General features: G+C 72.4%; 15 protein-coding genes. 6 read left to right on the top strand and 9 right to left on the bottom strand.

Going from position 1 to position 15,743, the window contains the following annotated elements:
- Positions 1 to 184: 184 nt before the first annotated feature.
- From OHS81_RS04675 to OHS81_RS04655, 5 genes are all read right to left on the bottom strand, one after another.
- Complete coding sequence (locus OHS81_RS04675) at positions 185 to 517, bottom strand: DUF427 domain-containing protein (RefSeq protein ID WP_328382705.1); 333 nt, start codon at positions 515 to 517, stop codon at positions 185 to 187.
- Positions 518 to 709: 192 nt separating this feature from the next.
- Complete coding sequence (locus tag OHS81_RS04670; protein WP_328382703.1) at positions 710 to 1,192, bottom strand: thioesterase family protein; 483 nt, start codon at positions 1,190 to 1,192, stop codon at positions 710 to 712.
- Positions 1,189 to 2,178 carry a 3-hydroxyacyl-CoA dehydrogenase NAD-binding domain-containing protein gene (locus OHS81_RS04665; RefSeq protein WP_328382701.1) on the bottom strand — a complete coding sequence of 330 codons (990 nt, stop codon included), beginning with the start codon at positions 2,176 to 2,178 and terminating at the stop codon, positions 1,189 to 1,191. The genes OHS81_RS04670 and OHS81_RS04665 overlap by 4 nt, the downstream gene beginning before the upstream one ends.
- Before the next feature lie 75 nt (positions 2,179 to 2,253).
- Complete coding sequence (locus OHS81_RS04660; protein ID WP_328382699.1) at positions 2,254 to 3,141, bottom strand: 3-keto-5-aminohexanoate cleavage protein; 888 nt, start codon at positions 3,139 to 3,141, stop codon at positions 2,254 to 2,256.
- 98 nt (positions 3,142 to 3,239) lie between these two features.
- Positions 3,240 to 4,109 carry a TetR/AcrR family transcriptional regulator gene (locus tag OHS81_RS04655; RefSeq protein ID WP_328382697.1) on the bottom strand — a complete coding sequence of 290 codons (870 nt, stop codon included), beginning with the start codon at positions 4,107 to 4,109 and terminating at the stop codon, positions 3,240 to 3,242.
- 206 nt (positions 4,110 to 4,315) lie between these two features.
- Between OHS81_RS04655 and OHS81_RS04650 the strand changes: the two genes are divergently transcribed.
- The 5 genes from OHS81_RS04650 (at position 4,316) to OHS81_RS04630 (ending at position 11,669) form a co-directional block, all read left to right on the top strand.
- On the top strand, positions 4,316 to 6,379 hold the full coding sequence (locus OHS81_RS04650) for a SpoIIE family protein phosphatase (protein ID WP_328382696.1): 2,064 nt from the start codon (positions 4,316 to 4,318) through the stop codon (positions 6,377 to 6,379).
- Between the two features lie 84 nt (positions 6,380 to 6,463).
- Entirely contained in the window at positions 6,464 to 7,861 is a 1,398-nt protein-coding gene (locus OHS81_RS04645; protein ID WP_328382695.1) for a glutamine synthetase family protein, read from the top strand.
- Positions 7,855 to 8,997 carry an amidohydrolase family protein gene (locus tag OHS81_RS04640; protein ID WP_328390897.1) on the top strand — a complete coding sequence of 381 codons (1,143 nt, stop codon included), beginning with the start codon at positions 7,855 to 7,857 and terminating at the stop codon, positions 8,995 to 8,997. The genes OHS81_RS04645 and OHS81_RS04640 overlap by 7 nt, the downstream gene beginning before the upstream one ends.
- 212 nt (positions 8,998 to 9,209) lie before the next feature.
- Entirely contained in the window at positions 9,210 to 10,481 is a 1,272-nt protein-coding gene (locus OHS81_RS04635) for an MFS transporter (RefSeq protein WP_328382694.1), read from the top strand.
- A 240-nt stretch (positions 10,482 to 10,721) separates the two neighbouring features.
- Entirely contained in the window at positions 10,722 to 11,669 is a 948-nt protein-coding gene (locus OHS81_RS04630) for an SDR family NAD(P)-dependent oxidoreductase (RefSeq protein ID WP_328382692.1), read from the top strand.
- Between the two features lie 23 nt (positions 11,670 to 11,692).
- Here the strand turns inward: OHS81_RS04630 and OHS81_RS04625 are convergent, their stop codons facing one another.
- From OHS81_RS04625 to OHS81_RS04610, 4 genes are all read right to left on the bottom strand, one after another.
- On the bottom strand, positions 11,693 to 12,019 hold the full coding sequence (locus OHS81_RS04625; protein ID WP_328382690.1) for a DUF1048 domain-containing protein: 327 nt from the start codon (positions 12,017 to 12,019) through the stop codon (positions 11,693 to 11,695).
- 1 nt (position 12,020) lies between these two features.
- Entirely contained in the window at positions 12,021 to 12,377 is a 357-nt protein-coding gene (locus OHS81_RS04620; protein WP_328382688.1) for a DUF1048 domain-containing protein, read from the bottom strand.
- Positions 12,374 to 12,700, bottom strand: a complete 327-nt coding sequence (locus OHS81_RS04615; protein WP_328382686.1) for a PadR family transcriptional regulator — start codon at positions 12,698 to 12,700, stop codon at positions 12,374 to 12,376. The genes OHS81_RS04620 and OHS81_RS04615 overlap by 4 nt, the downstream gene beginning before the upstream one ends.
- Before the next feature lie 69 nt (positions 12,701 to 12,769).
- Entirely contained in the window at positions 12,770 to 13,564 is a 795-nt protein-coding gene (locus OHS81_RS04610) for a L,D-transpeptidase family protein (RefSeq protein WP_328382684.1), read from the bottom strand.
- A gap of 601 nt (positions 13,565 to 14,165) precedes the next feature.
- On the opposite strand from OHS81_RS04610, the gene OHS81_RS04605 reads away from it, so the two are divergent.
- Entirely contained in the window at positions 14,166 to 15,563 is a 1,398-nt protein-coding gene (locus tag OHS81_RS04605) for an NADP-dependent succinic semialdehyde dehydrogenase (protein ID WP_328382682.1), read from the top strand.
- Positions 15,564 to 15,743 lie beyond the last annotated feature (180 nt).

Here is a 15,743-nt window from a genome sequence, read left to right as displayed (position 1 = left end):
GGCCGCAGGCGTCGCACACCTGGTCCAGCCAGCAGGCCGGGTCGCCGCCCTCGTGCGGTGGCGGCGCGCCGGGCTCGCGGGAGGTGCCGGGCTCGTCGTGGGGTCGCTCCGCGTCGTTCACCCTTCGATTGTGCGCCGTGGTGGGGTTCCGCGGCGCGGGAGGGGGCCCGCTCCCGCACCCGGCTCAGTCCGGGTCGACCTCGTAGAAGCAGAAGTGATCTTTGATCTGCGCCACCGCGGGACGCGGCTGCGGGTAGGCCCATGCGATGTCCTCGGGACCGTCGGGAAGCGACCAGTAGGAGGCGGTGCCCTTGAAGGGGCAGACGGTGTGCGTTTCGGACGGTGTCAGCAGATCGGTGCGGACGTCCTCGGGCGGGAGGTAGTAGCGCACGGGGTAGCCGGTCTCCTGGAGGAGGAGCGGGCGGCGGCTGTCGGCAAGCAGCCGGCCGCCGACCGTGACGCGGACGTGGTCGGTGCCCTGCCTGACCTCGATGTGATGGCCCTTGGTGGCGGTCATGGTGGCTTCCCCTCGGTGAGTGGTGAAGATCCTCGCTCCTTCCAGGATGGCACCGGAACGACGCGGCGGGCCCGGCCGGCTCAGGCACGTGGCGGAGGGAGGCGACAGCGAGAGGTGAGAGCGAGAGGCGGCCGAGGTACGTGGCGCAGGCACGGCCGGGGCCGCGGCGTCACCCCGGCCGTGCCTGCGTCTCTACCGGCGCGGCTGCACTGCGCGGATCCCGTTGCCCGCCCACGGGGGCGCCGGCGCCAGGAGCCCCGCGAAGTACTCCCGGCTCGCGTCGGGCAGGGGTGCCGCGCCCCCGGCCGCCTGGTCGACGTGCAGGGCGAACAGCTCCTCGGTGGCCACCGCGGAGCCGGACGGCGCACCGGTGAACATCTCGTGGAGGAGGCGCAGTTTCCTGTCGTCCACGCCCAATACGGTCGTGCGGACGGTGAGTTCGCTGCCGCGGGCGACCTCGTGGAGGTAGCGGACGTGGGCCTCGACCGTGTACAGGGAGCAGCCGGTGCGGCCCCGGTAGGCCGCGTCGAGGCCGGCCGCGTCCATCAGGGCGTCGGTGGCGAAGCCGAAGACCAGGACGTAGTAGGCCTCGCTGAGGTGGCCGTTGTAGTCGATCCAGTCGTCCCGGACGGTCTGGTGGAAGAGCGGGAGGCCACCCGCCGTGCCGCCGGTCATCGGCGGGTGCTCCCCAGCCGGCCCGTGGCGCGCAGGACGTCGATGACGCCCTGGTCGCGTTCGGCGACCAGGTCCGCGTACGTGCGGCCGCCCGCCGCTTCCGCGCACCCGTCGACCATGGCGTCGCGCAGCTCGCGGTCCAGCTCGGGAGCCGCCAGCCGGGTCCACGGCGACTTCAGGGACGGGCCGAAGTGGTCGAGCATATGGGCCATCCCGCCCTCGCCGCCGGCCAGCGCGAAGGTCAGACAGGGGCCCATGAACGCCCAGCGCAGTCCCGGGCCCTCGGTGATCGAGGCGTCGATGTCCTCGACCGAGGCCTCGCCGTTCGCGACCATGTGCAGCGCCTCGCGCCAGAGGGCTTCCTGGAGGCGGTTGGCGATGAAGCCGGGCAGCTCGCGGTCCATGGTGATCACGGACTTGCCCGCCAGGTCGTAGAAGCGCGACGCCCACTCGACGGCCGCCCGGTCGGTCCGCTCGCCGCCGACGACCTCGACCAGCGGGATGAGGTACGGCGGGTTGAAGGGGTGGCCGACGACCAGGCGGCCGGCGTCCCCGGCCGCCGTCTGCATATCGGTCATCGGGTAGCCGGAGGTGGAGGAGGCGATGACCACGCCGGGGCGGGTCGCGGCGGCGAGCTCGGCGAGCAGGGAGCGCTTCAACTCCAGGTTCTCGGGGGCGCTCTCCTGGACGAAATCGGCGTCGGCGACCGCCTCGGCGAGGGTGGGGGCGAGCGTCAGCCGGTCCGGTGAGGCGCCGTCGGCCAGGACTGTCTGTTCCAGCGCGGGCCAGGCGGCGGCGACCAGACGGCGGAGCTTTTCCTCGGCGTCGTCGGCCGGGTCCCAGGCGGTGACGTCGTAGCCGCGGGCGAGGAAGTGGGCGACCCAGCCGCCGCCGATCACTCCGGCGCCGATACAGGCGATACGGCGTACGTCCTCGGGGGCACAGGGGGCAACGGGGGCACTGGGTGCGGAGGTGCTTTCGGGCATGGGGAAGCGACTCCTGGTGGAGAGGGGGCGATAGGCGGAGAGGGGGAGAGGGAAGCTGAATGAGCGCGACGGGGCTCAGCCGCGCGGCTTCAGGCCCAGGAGGGCACGTGCCCGGTCGGGGCCGGCGACCGTGGCCCCCAGCAACTCGGTGATCCGGACGGCGCGTTCGACGAGCCGGCCGTTGGTGGCCTTGACGCCCTTGCTGAGGTAGAGGTTGTCCTCCAGGCCGACCCGCACATGGCCGCCGAGGAGGATCGACTGGGCGACCCACGGCATCTGCATGCGGCCGAGCGCGAAGCTCGCCCATTGGGCGCCGTCGGGCAGCAGGTTCACCATCGACTGCAGGACGCCGGGGTCGGCCGGCGCGCCCCACGGGATGCCCATGCACAGCTGGAAGACCGTCGGGTCGTCCAGCAGCCCCTCGGCCAGCAGCTGCTTGGCGAACCACAGCTGACCGGTGTCGAAGATCTCCAACTCGGGCCGTACGCCGAGTTCCTGGATGCGCCGGGCGCCCGTCCGCAGCATGTCGGGGGTGGAGACGTAGAGGTTGGAGCCGTCCCCGAAGTTGAGGGAGCCGCAATCCAGCGTGCAGATGTCGGGCAGCAGTTCCTCGACGTGCGGCAGCCGCTCCAGGCCGCTCACCAGGTCCGTACCGGGCAGCTGCCGGAGCGGCCGGTCGGGGTCGATGACCAGGTCGCCGCCCATGCCCGCGGTGAGGTTGATGACGACATCGGTGCCGGTCTCCTTGATCCGCTCGACCACCTCGGCGTACAGCCGCACGTCGCGTGACGGGGCGCCGGTCTCGGGGTCGCGTACGTGGATGTGCACCACGGCGGCGCCCGCGGAGGCCGCCTCGACGGCCGACGCGGCGATCTGCTCGGGCGTCACGGGGACATGCGGGGAGCGGTGGACGGTGTCGCCGGCGCCGGTGAGCGCGCAGGTGATGATGACCTCGGTGTTCACGGGGTTCCCTTCGGTGGGTGTCGTGCCTCGTGTCGTGCCTCGGGGCTCGGTCCGGTGGGCGGCGGCGGAGTGGCGGGTCGCGGCGGGAGAGTGGCCCCTCAGCCCGCGGGGGCGGCGGTGAGCTCGCCGTCGACGAAGGCGAGCAGCGCGGCGTGCATCGTGTCGGGGCCGGTGCTGTCCGGCGCGGTGGCGAGCACCTGGGTGGCCAGGCCGTCGATCAGGGCGGTCAGCCGCAGCGCGGCGAACTCCGGATCGACGGCGCGGAAGACACCCTGGCCGACGCCGCGGCGCACGACATCGGCGACGGTGGTGCGCCACTGCCGGTAGTAGTGCTCGTGCAGCCGCCCCACAGCCGTGGAGCGGGCGGCCTGGGCCCACAGATCCAGCCAGACCAGCCACTGCCGGCGCTGCTGCTCGGTGCGCGGCGTCTGCAGCGCGATCAGATGCAGCAGCTCGCCGCGGGCGTCGGGGGCCGCGGCCAGGCCCGCGGCGCGGCGTTCGGTGTCCTCGTCCATGCACCAGCGCACGGCCGCTTCCAGGAGTTCGTCGCGGCCGGGGAAGTGGTAGTGCACCGCGGCCGGGCTGGTACCGCAGGCGGCGGCGATATCGGCGACCCGTACGCCGTGGAAGCCGTGCTCGGCGATCAGCCGGACGGTTTCCCGCACGATCTGCAGCGGCCGGCCGCCCTCGGGGACGGCCGCCGGCGCGCGGTCCGGCGGTGCCGAGGGCGGCTCGGGGGCGCCGAGCAGCCAGCCCGTGCCGACCTCGCCGATGTCGGCGATACGGACGATCTCGGCCAGGGTGAAACGCCGGGTGCCCCCCAGTGACCTGGACAGTTTCGACGGGTCCATCACGATCCGGCGGGCGAATTCGCGGTGGCTGCAGCCGAGCCGGCCGATCACCTCGCGGACGCGGTCCGTGACCTCTCCGGCGTCGTCGGTGACCCGGGTTCCGGGGGTGTCCTTCATGGTCAGGGACCGTAACAGCGTGTTGAGAACATCGCAACGGATCGGTCAGGGTGGAGTCCCGGGGATGCCGGTTCTGGCGGGGTTCAAGGGAAGGCGTTGCGGGATTGCTGATGGTTGAGTCAGTTCGGTGGCCCTTGCTGCCGGAGCAGGGACGGGTGAAACGGGCTGAACCGCCGCAATTCAGGTGAATGTGGCAAAGTGACGACATGGCTGACCGGGGAGCGAAGCAGCCCACCGTGTCGGTGCCGGACGACTGGCCCGCCCACCCGGACCTGACCCTGGCCCTCAACGGCATGGGCGGCTTCGACTGGGACCTCGACAGCGGGCTGATGCACATGGACGCGCCCGCCCTCGAGGTGTTCGACATGCTGCCGGAGGAGTACGACGACCGTCCGGCCACGCTCGGCTGCCGCGTCCCGGCCCATGAGGCGGCCCGCCTGGACGCCTCGGTCGCCCGGGCGCTCAAGGACGGCAGCGACTCCTACGGCGCCTACTTCCGCGTCCGGCTGCGCGACGGCGAGCTGCGCTGGACCCACAGCCAGGGCAGCATCCGCCGGGACAGCACCGGCAAACCCCGCCGCATCATCGGCGTGGTCCGCGACGCCAGCCACGAATACACCCATGCGGCGGAGCGGCTTGCCGTCGACGAGGAGCGCCGCCGGCACACCAGCGTCGTCGAGCGCACCACCGCCGCCCTGGCACACGCCAGAACGGTCGGCGAAGTGATCGCCGTGCTCGCCGACGAGCAGGGGCTGAGCCGGCTGGGTGCCGAGAACGTGATCCTCGGGCTGGTCGAGGCGGGGCGCATCCGGCTGGTCTCCGAGGGCAAGGCGGGCAGCTTTGTACCCGATCTCGAATACACCCGGGTGGGGGACGAATTCCCGATGAGCGAAGTGGTCCGCACCCTCACTCCGCGCTATGTGGGCAGCCGTGCGGAATTCCGGCGCAACTACCCACGGCTGTGGCCGGCCATCGAACCGCTCAACGTCCACTCGGCGGCCTACCTGCCGCTGATCGCACAGGGCCGCCCGATCGGTGTGATCGGCCTCTTCTTCGAGCGCGAGAGCGACTTCCGCGACCAGGAGCGCAACGTCCTGGTGGCGCTCGGCAGCAGCATCGCGCAGAGCCTGGCCCGCGCCATGCTCTACGACCAGGAGCACGATCTCGCCGCCGGCCTCCAGCAGGCCATGCTGCCGCGCCGGATCCCCGGCGTCGCCGGTGCGCAGATCGCCGTCCGCTACCGCTCCGCCCGGATGGGCGGGGACATCGGCGGCGACTGGTACGACGTGATTCCGCTGCCCGACGGCCGGGTCGCCGCCGTCATCGGCGACGTCCAGGGCCACGACACCCAGGCCGCCGCGCTCATGGGCCAGCTGCGGATCGTGCTGCGCGCCTACGCCTCCGAAGGGCACGCCCCGGCCACCGTCATGGCCCGAGCCTCCGCCTTCCTCAACGAACTCGACACCGACCGCTTCGCGACCTGCACCTACGTCGACGCGGATCTGAGCACCGGCGCGGCCCGGATCGTCCGGGCCGGCCATATCGACCCGTTTCTGCGCCACGCCGAAGGGATCTGCCGCAGGCTGCCGGTGGCCGGCGGGCTGCCGCTCGGAATCGCCTCCGAATTCCGGCGGCTCGACTACCCGGTCACCACCGTCCTGCTCGCCCCCGGCGACACCCTGCTGCTGTGCACCGACGGCATCGTCGAACAGCCCGGCACCGACATCGACGACGGGATGCGCCACCTCGCCCGCGAGGTCCGCCAGGGCCCCCAGGACGTCCAGCAACTCGCCGACCGGCTGTGCGAGTCGGCGGACGAGCGGACCGGCGAGGACGATATGGCGCTGCTTCTGCTGCGCCGCCTCGGCGCCCCCGAGCACGACATCGTCGGACGGTTCCGCCAGCACATCGCGCCCGCCGATCCCGACGGCCTGTCCGCCGCCCGGCACATGATCCGGGCCGCGGTACGCGCCTGGGGCGCGGCGGAGCGCGCCGAGGAGATCGAGCTGGTCGCCGATGAGCTGATCACCAATGCGCTGCTGCACACCGACGGCGAGGCCGTGGTCAACATCCGTATGCCGCACAGCGTCGGGCGGCTGCTGCGGCTGGAGGTCGAGGACCACTCCAGCAGTCTGCCGCGGCGCCGCGAGCCGGGGGAGGCCGGTGTCTCCGGCCGCGGGCTGCTGCTCGTGGACCGCCTGGCCGATGTCTGGGGTGTGGAACCGCGCGGCAGCGGAAAGTGCGTATGGTGCGAGTTCAACTGCTCCTGACCGGGAAGGCGTCGCACCGTACCGGGAAGGACACACAGCGCGAACGGGCGCCGAGGCATCGGCACGGTCAGTGAGGACGGCTCTATGGGATCGCGGGCTGCACAACAGCGCCAGGAAGCCCGCCAGTTGGCGGCACGTCTCTCCGCGGAAGGCGTCCGGAATGTGGCGCTGACCTGGGTGGACAATGCGGGTATCGCCCGCGTCAAGACCGTGCCGGCCGGACGGCTCGCGGCCGCGGCGGAACGCGGAGTCGGGATGTCGCCCGTCTTCGACGTGTTCACCTCCGACGACGCCATCACCGCCTCCGACCACCTCGGCGGACCCGACGGCGACCTGCGGCTCTTCCCCGACCTGGACCGTGTCACCACGCTCGCCGCACAGCCCGGCTGGGCCTGGGCGCCGGCCGACCGCTACGACCAGCTCGGGCTGCCGCACCCCGCCTGCCAGCGGCAGTTCGCCCGGCGGATGACGGAGCACGCGGCCACCGCCGGCCTGGAACTGCGGATGGGCTTCGAAACCGAGTGGGTGGTCGCCCGCGCCCCCGCGGGGCACCAGGCCGCCACCGGCGCGGACGAACCGCTCGACTACCCCTGCGCGGGCCCCGCGTACGGCATGACCCGGGTCGTCGAACTCTCCGACTACCTCCGCGATGTCACCGAGGCGCTGAGCGTCCAGGGCATCGACGTCCTCCAGCTCCACCCCGAGTACGCCCCCGGCCAGTTCGAGGTCACCACCGCCCCCGGCGATCCGGTCCGCGCCGCCGACGATGTGGTGCTGGTCCGCGAGACCATCCGCGCCGTCTCCGTCCGGCACGGACTGCGCGCCTCCTTCGCCCCGTCGGTCGTCGCCGGAGCGGTCGGCAACGGCTGCCACCTCCACCTCGGCCTGTACCGCGACGGCACCAGCCTGCACCGCAGCCCCGACGCCCCGTGGGGCCTGGCGCCGGACGCGGCGGCCTTCCTCGGCGGCGTCCTCGGCGCCCTGCCCGCCCTGCTCGCCGTCGGTTGCCCCTCACCCGCCAGCTATCTGCGGCTGCAGCCCTCCCAATGGGCCGGTGTCTACCAGTGCTGGGGCGTGGAGAACCGGGAGGCGGCGCTGCGCCTGATCACCGGCGCCCCCGACGACCCGGACGGCGGCCACGCCGAGATCAAGACATTCGACGCCGCCGCCAACCCGTACCTCGCGGTCGGCGCGGTCATCGCCGCCGGACTGCACGGCATCGAGTCCGGGGACCGGCTGCCGGAGCCGCAGACCGGTGACCCGGGCGTGCTCGGCGTCCGCGAGCGCGCCCGGCGGGGCATCGTCCGGCTGCCCGCCACCGTCACGGAGGCTGCCGACCGGCTGGAGAAGTCGGCTCCGCTGCACGAGGCGATGGGCGAGGTGCTGCACGGCGCCGTGCTCGCCGTCCGGCGCGCGGAGGAGGCCCACTTCGCCGGGAGCGAGGACGACGAGATCGCCGCCGCCACCCGCTGGCGCTGGTGAGGCCCGCGGACGCCGTGGGCAGCGTCCCCGGCGACGGCCTGCCGCCGCTGGTGGACCACCACTGCCACGGAGTGCTCCGGCACGCCCCGGACCCCGGGGCGTTCGCCGCCTTTCTCACCGAATCGGACCGGCCGCCCGCGGCGGGCACCACCTTCTTCGACACCCAGGCCGGCTTCGCGGTACGCCGCTGGTGCCCGCCACTGCTGGACCTGCCGGCGCACTGCCCGCCCGACCGCTATCTGGCCCGCCGCGCCGAACTGGGCCCGGACGAGACCCGCCGCCGTCTGCTGCGTGCCACCGGCATCGGCGCCTACCTCCTGGACACCGGGCTGCCCGGCGACCTGACGGGCCCGGACGGGACCGCCGAGGACGGGGGCGGGGCCGGCTTCGAGGTCGTACGGCTGGAGACGCTGGCCGAACGGACCGCGGCCGGGGCCCGCGACGCCGAGGAATTCACCGACACCCTCGCCCGCGCGGTCCGGGACGCCGCGCGCACCGCCGTCGCCTTCAAATCCGTCGCCGCCTACCGTCACGGTCTCGCCCTGGATCCCGCGCCGCCCGCACCGGGCGCGGTGCACACCGCCGCCCGCTCCTGGCTGGCCGCGGGCGCGCCCCGGCTCACCGACCCGGTCCTGCTGCGCCATCTCGTCCAGCTGGCCGTCGCCACCGGCCGCCCCCTCCAGCTCCACACCGGCTTCGGCGACCCCGACCTCCGGCTCGACCACGCCGACCCGGCGCTGCTGACCGACCTGGTGCGGGCCACCGCCGACACCGGTACGGACCTCGTGCTGCTGCACTGCTACCCGTACCACCGACAAGCCGCCTACCTGGCGGCCGTGTTCCCGCACGTCTACGCCGACATCGGGCTGACGCTCACCCACACCGGCCCGCGCGCGGCAGCCGTGCTCGCCGAATTCCTGGAGCTCGCGCCCTTCGGCAAACTGCTCTTCTCCACCGACGCCTACGGCCTGCCGGAGCTGTATGTCGTCGGCAGCGCACTGTTCCGGACCGCGCTGGCGACCGTCCTCGGCGACTGGACGGCCTCCGGGGCGTGGTCCGAGGCGGACGCCCGGCGGGTCGGCGCGATGATCGCCGCGGACAACGCCCGCAGGGTGTACGGCCTTCCGGACGGCTGAACGGGCAGGCGGGGGCGGACGCGTCCGCCACGGCGGCACGAGACCGTCACGTCCGGACGCGCCCGCCCTGGCCGTACGCCCCGAGCGCGTCGGACACCGAGCGCCCCGGACACCGAGCGCCCCGAACACCGGGCGGGTAAGGGGCGATCCGCCCGAGCGCCGCTTCCGACCTGCCGTCCACCACGCCCTTACCACGTGCTTTACTGCGCCGCGTGGCCCCTACAACGACCTCCGGGAAAAGCGAAATACCCCTGCGCTCCCGGATATTCGCCGATCTGACCCCGCTGCGTGTCTCCCCCGACTACCGCCGCCTGTGGTGCGGCAACACCATCTCCTGGATGGGCCAGCAGATGACCGCGCTCGCGGTCTCCCTGCAGGTCTACACCCTCACCCACTCCACCTTCGCGGTCGGCCTGGTGGGCCTGTGCTCACTGGTCCCCCTGGTCGTCTTCGGGCTGTACGGCGGCGCCATCGCCGATACCGTCGACCGCCGCAAACTGGGCCTCTACAGCGCCGCGGGCGCCACCGCGATGTCCCTCACACTGGCCACTGCCGCCCTGGCCGGATACCACCGGGTCTGGTTGCTCTACACCGTCGTCGCCTTCCAGGCCGTCTGCTTCGCGATGAACTCACCGGCCCGCTCGTCGATGATCCCGCGGCTGCTGCCCACCGAACAGCTGCCGGCCGCCAACGCCCTCAACTCCCTGACCGGCAACCTCGGTCTGATGGGCGGGCCGATGCTGGGCGGGGTCATCGTCGGTCTGTGGGGTTACCAGGCCGCCTATCTGATCGATGTGGCGGCCTTCAGCGGCTCGCTGTACGCGATGTGGCGGCTGCCGTCCATGCGGCCCGAGGGGGAGGGACCACGGCGCCGGGCCTCCGTACTGGACGGCCTGCGCTTTCTCGCCACCCGGCCGAATCTGCGGATGACGTTCTTCTCGGACCTGGCCGCGATGGTGCTCGCCCAGCCGCGCGCCCTGTTTCCCGCGGTCGCGGTGCTCTGGTTCGCCGGGGACGCCAAGACCGTCGGCCTCCTGGTGGCCGCGCCCGCGGTGGGCGCCGTACTGGGCGGGCTGTTCTCCGGCTGGCTCGGCGGGATCCGCCGGCACGGCCTGGCCATCCTGATCGCGGTGGCCGCCTGGGGCGCGGCCATCGCCTCCTTCGGCCTCTCCCGGCAGCTGTGGCTCGGCCTGTTCTTCCTGGCCGTGGCCGGTTGTGCGGACACCGTCTCGATGGTGTTCCGCAGCACCATGCTGCAGGCCGCGACGCCGGACGCGATGCGCGGCCGGCTCCAGGGCGTCTTCATCGTCGTGGTTGCCGGCGGGCCGCGGCTGGGCGACTTCCTCGCCGGATCCATGGCCGATCTGACCTCCCCGGCCACCGCGGTGACCGGCGGCGGCCTGGCCTGTGTCCTGGTGGTGACCGGCCTGGGCCTCGGCCGCCGCGCCTTCGCCCGCTACGACGCACAGGACCCGCAGCCTTAGCCTGCCGTTTCACTCTGGTGGCCGAGCGTCCCGGGTGGCTTGTGAGCGCTCCGGTGGGCCGACGCGACGTTCACCGGCAGGGTGCGGCGACGGGCCGGCACCGTGTCGGTGGGATATCGGCCGTCCGGCGGGACTGTCGGCGGTCCGTGGGCGAGGTGTCGGTGGCCGCTGGAACCGTGGGTGCCGAGTGGCCCGGCAAGCAGCCGCAGCCGCCTTCACCAGCAAGGGAGCCCCGTCGCCATGTCCTCCGCATCCCCCACCCCGCCCTGGAGTGTCCACCGGCTGCCGCGTGCCGAGGGCCGCGTCTTCCTGGTCACCGGCGGCAACGCCGGCATCGGGTACTTCGTCGCGGAGCAGTTGTCGGCAACCGGAGCGACCGTCGTACTCGGCAGCCGGAATCCCGCCAGGGCCGAGGCCGCCACGGCTTCCCTGCGTGCGCGTGTTGCGGGTGCGCGGGTGCGGGCCGTACGGCTGGACCTCGCGGATCTCTCGTCCTTGCGCACAGTTGTGGACGCACTGGAGGCGGAACGCCTCGACGCCGTGGTGCACAACGCCGGCGTCGCGCTTGACGACCCGCCCCGCGAGGAGACCGGGGACGGCCACGAGCTCATGTTCGGCACGAACCACCTCGGGCACTTCGCGCTGACCCGGTGGCTGATGCCGCTGCTGTCGGCCGCGCCGGCGGCCCGCGTCGTGACCATGGGCAGCTTCGCGGCGAAGTCCGAACGGCTCGACCTGGACGACCTGCAGTCCCGGAAGGACTACCGGCCCAAGCGCACCTACGGACGCTCCAAGCTGGCTCAGATGTACTTCGGCGTCGAACTCGACCGCCGCCTGCGCGCTGCCGGCAGCACGGTGGCGAGCGTGGTGGTCCACCCCGGCGGCGCGCTGGACTCCCTCACCCCCGCACGGCCGCCGGTCCATGTGCGAACCACCGGCGCACGGTTGAGCGTGGCACCTGCGGCTCTCCTCCTCCAGGGCAAGCACGCCGGCGCGTGGCCCGCGGTCCGGGCGGTGCTCGACCCGGCCGTGCGCGGCGGCCAGCTGTGGGGACCGCGCGTCTTCGGCCTGCGCGGCGAGCCCCGACGGGAACCGGTGTGGAACCATCTCGCCGACCCCTCCCCAGCGGCGCGGCTCTGGGACGCGAGCTGTGATCTGACCGGGGTCGACCCCGGTCGGATGCGCTGAGCCAGCGGCCGAATCGACGGGTGTCACTTCCCGGCCGTGCCGTGCTCCCCCCTGAGGGAATCCTGAGAGACATCCGCGTGGGTGCGCGAGTCCTTGACCAGGTCGTCGCAGAAGGCAGCGACATCGTTGCCGATGAGTTCCAGGACTCCCTTGCCGGCCGCCACGCCCTCCTCGAAGAAATCGACAATCCCTGAGAGCAGCTGCCCGTCAGGCAAGTCGACCGGTCCGACCTTGAAGAGGTACCTCTGGATCTCCTTGTAGACGATCTGGTAGTCCGGCGGCAGCGCCCGGACCCGTGTCAGGTGAGCCCGCCACTGCTTCTTGCCCTGGATGATCTCTTGGATGCCCACGTCAGCCCCCTAGCCGGCCCAGTTTCTTTGCGACGTTCCTGTTCAACTGCTCGCGCCACCGGTCGCGATGGCTCCGGGCTCCTTCTCCGCCGGTCAGCGCCGTGCAGAAGCCGTCGATGTCGTCGCCCAGCACCTCGTGAACGCTCTGCCCGTCCGCCGCTGTTTCTTCGAGCAGCCCCAGGACGCCATCAAGAATCCGCATCAGGTTGCGACCCGTGAAGTCCGAGTGGGGGGAGAGGCGAACCTTGATCTGTTTCCACGCCGCCCGGTAGTCGGCCGGCAGTGCCTCGGCCCGGGCTTCGAACGCCTTGCATTCCCTCGTGAGGTCGCTGCCCGTAATGGTCTCCCAGAAGTTCATCGCCCGTCCTCCTTGAGCATGTCGATTCGTGCGGAGAGGTACTCCCATTTCGCCCAGAACTTCGCGAGTTCTCGGTGCCCTGCGTCGTTGAGCGCAAAGAACTTGCGTGGTGGCCCCAGTCCGGATGGTCGTTTCGTCACCTGGACGAGCCCGTTCCTTTCCAGTCGCACCAAGATGGTGTAGATCGTCCCCTCGGCGACGTCGGCGAAGCCGAGTTCGTTCAGCCGACGCGTGATGGCGTACCCGTACGTCTCCTCGCTGCCGATGATGTGCAGCACGCAGCCCTCAAGCGTGCCCTTCAGCATCTCCGTCAGATCGTCCATCGCGGGTCCTCTTCATCTCCGGTACTGCGTAGTACCAAGTACCACTACACAGTATCACGGAGTAGTGGGTCAGTAACGGGTGACGGCGGTCGGCCCGTACGCCGCGCCGAGGGCGATGTGCGGGTGCGCGGACGGCCGGATCCAGGACAGGATCCGTGCCATGGCCCCGGCCGGTACGGAGACACAGCCGGCCGTGGCGCCCTTCCCGTTGACATGGAGGAAGATCCCGGCGCCGCGGCCGTGCACCGGACGGTGGTAGTTGAAGCCGATGACCAGGGCCCGGGAGTACTGCGTGGGATGGTCCGCCAGCCGCTCGGACTCACCCGCCGCGCAGTCCGGCGGCAGCGGCGCCACCCAGCGGTTGTAGGAGGCGGAGGCGTTGTCCTCGCACCACCAGGAGTCCGCGCCGGCCCGGCGGTACGGCACGGCGGTGCCGGGAGGCGGCGGGGTGGTCCCGAAGGCGAACGGCAGGTCGTACAGCCCGGTCGGGGTGGTCGAGGTGCCCTGCACCCGGGTACTGCCCTCGGTCAGCCCGCCGGCTCCGAAGCGGGCGGGCGCCCAACCCGCCTGCCGCCAGCGGCCGTTGTGCCGCTGCCACCACTGCACGGTCCCGGTGGTGGCGCGCGCCGTGGGCGCACGGGCGGTGATCAGCTGCTCGGCGCCGCCGGTGTCGGCCAGGAGGGCGGGAAGGGGGACGCGATGGGCGGGGAGGGGGATGCGGTCGACGGGAGCGGCGGCGGACGCGGCGGCCGCCGGGGCGGGTGCGGCGAGCGCGAGCAGCGCCAGGGCGACCGCGGACAGCGATGCGGTGGCCCGGCGCCGGACCGCGCCCCGCACCGTCCGGACCGTCTGCACCCTCCGCATCGCCCGCTCCGTCCGTACCCTCCGCACCGCCCGGACCACGCGCCCGGCTGCGGCCGTGCTCCCGCCCGTCATCAGGCGCGTCGTCCTCGTACGCATCATCCTCGTACGCATCATGGGCATGACCGCAATGTAGAGCGGGACCGGCCCGCCCGGCGCCGCCCGATCAGGTCACATACGCCGCCCCCGGGCCGTGCGCAACCCGTCCGCGGCAATCCGCCGTGCGCGGGGGCCATGGACGGGCGAAACTCGGGTACGGGGGCTCATGTGCCACTAGCCGTCTCAGTCTGGAGGCCCACCGTGCAGCGGCAACCGCATACGCGCAGTGAGCGCACGCTCGACCGCGATCCGCAGCCCACGCCCCCGGATCCGGGAGGCCCGCCGCCCGTCCCGGACCCGCTTCCCGGCCCACCGGGCCCGCCTGGGCAGCCGGATCCCATTCCGCCGGAGCCGTCGCCGATACCCCGTCCGCCCGGCCCCGATCCCGATCCGGTCCCGGAGCCGTCCCCGCAGCCGTCGCCGCTCTCCTAGGAGAGCCGCCCGGACCCGTCGCCCTCTCCACCGGGGGTACCCCGCTCCCGCGCCCACCAAGGAGGTGCTGATCATGGCCATCGCCACGGTCAACCCGGCCACCGGCGAGACCCTGAAGACCTTCGACGCCCTCAACGGGGGTGAGATCGAAGATCATCTGGTCCGGGCGGACCAGGCCTTCCAGGAGCACCGCACCACCAGCTTCGGCTACCGCAGGGAGCGGATGCTCGCGGCCGCCGACCTGCTCGATGCCGACCAGGACGGCATCGCCCGCACCATGACCACCGAGATGGGCAAACCACTGGCCCAGGCGCGTGCGGAGGCGTCGAAGTGCGCCAAGACCATGCGCTGGTACGCCCACCACGCCGAGGCGCTGCTCGCCGACGAGCACCCCGATCCGGCCGATGTGAGCGACTCCGGCGCGATCCGTGCCGTGGTGCGCTACCGCCCCCTCGGCCCCGTCCTCGCGGTGATGCCCTGGAACTTCCCGCTCTGGCAGGTCGTACGGTTCGCCGCGCCCGCCCTGATGGCGGGTAACACCGGGCTGCTCAAGCACGCCTCGAACGTGCCGCAGACCGCGCTCTACCTGGAGGAGCTTTTCCGCCGCGCCGGTTTCCCCGAGGGCTGTTTCCAGACCCTGCTGGTCGGGTCCGGTGCGGTGGAGGACATCCTGCGCGACCCGAGGGTGGTCGCCGCCACGCTGACCGGCAGCGAGCCGGCCGGCCGCGCGGTGGCGTCCATCGCCGGTGACGAGGTCAAGAAGACCGTCCTCGAACTCGGCGGCAGCGACCCCTTCCTCGTCCTGCCCTCCGCCGACCTCGACAAGGCGGTCCGCGTCGCGGTCACCGCCCGCGTCCAGAACAACGGACAGTCGTGTATCGCGGCCAAACGGTTCCTGGTGCACCAGGACATCTACGACGCCTTCGCCGAGCGGTTCACCGCCCGCATGGCCGCGCTGACCGTCGGCGACCCGATGGACGAGCACACCGACGTCGGACCGCTCTCCAGCGAACAGGGCCGCTCCGATCTGGAGGAGCTTGTCGACGACGCGGTCCACCAGGGCGCCACCGGGCTGTGCGGCGGCCGGCGGCCGCCCGAGCACAGCGCGGGCTGGTTCTACGAGCCGACGGTGCTGTCCGGCATCACCGAGGGGATGCGCATCCACCAGGAGGAGGCGTTCGGCCCGGTCGCCACGCTCTACCGCGTCGCCGACCTCGACGAGGCGGTGCGCCTCGCCAACGACACCCCGTTCGGCCTCAGTTCCAACGCCTGGACCCGGGACCCCGAGGAACAGCAGCGCCTCGCCCGCGATATCGAGGCCGGCGGTGTCTTCTTCAACGGGATGACCGCCTCCCATCCGGGCCTTCCCTTCGGCGGGGCCAAGCGCTCCGGCTACGGGCGGGAGCTGTCCGGGCACGGCATCCGGGAGTTCTGCAATATGACGACGCTCTGGTACGGCCCGGAGGACTGAACCGGGCCGGAAAGAAGCGCTCCCGGTGTGCGCATGCGCCAGGGCGGTTTCCGTGACGGATGTGAGGGTGTACGTTCCGGTCAGGTCGAGCCGGCCAACGGCCAGGTTGGTCGGCTCGGCCCTTGCCGTTCACGGGGCGCACGGGCGCATCCGCCTTCTTCCGCAGGTCAGTTGACGGGC

Origin of the sequence: Streptomyces sp. NBC_00400 (genome assembly GCF_036048035.1) — a bacterium.
GTDB lineage: Bacteria > Actinomycetota > Actinomycetes > Streptomycetales > Streptomycetaceae > Streptomyces.
This window is presented reverse-complemented; position numbering and strand designations above follow the sequence as displayed.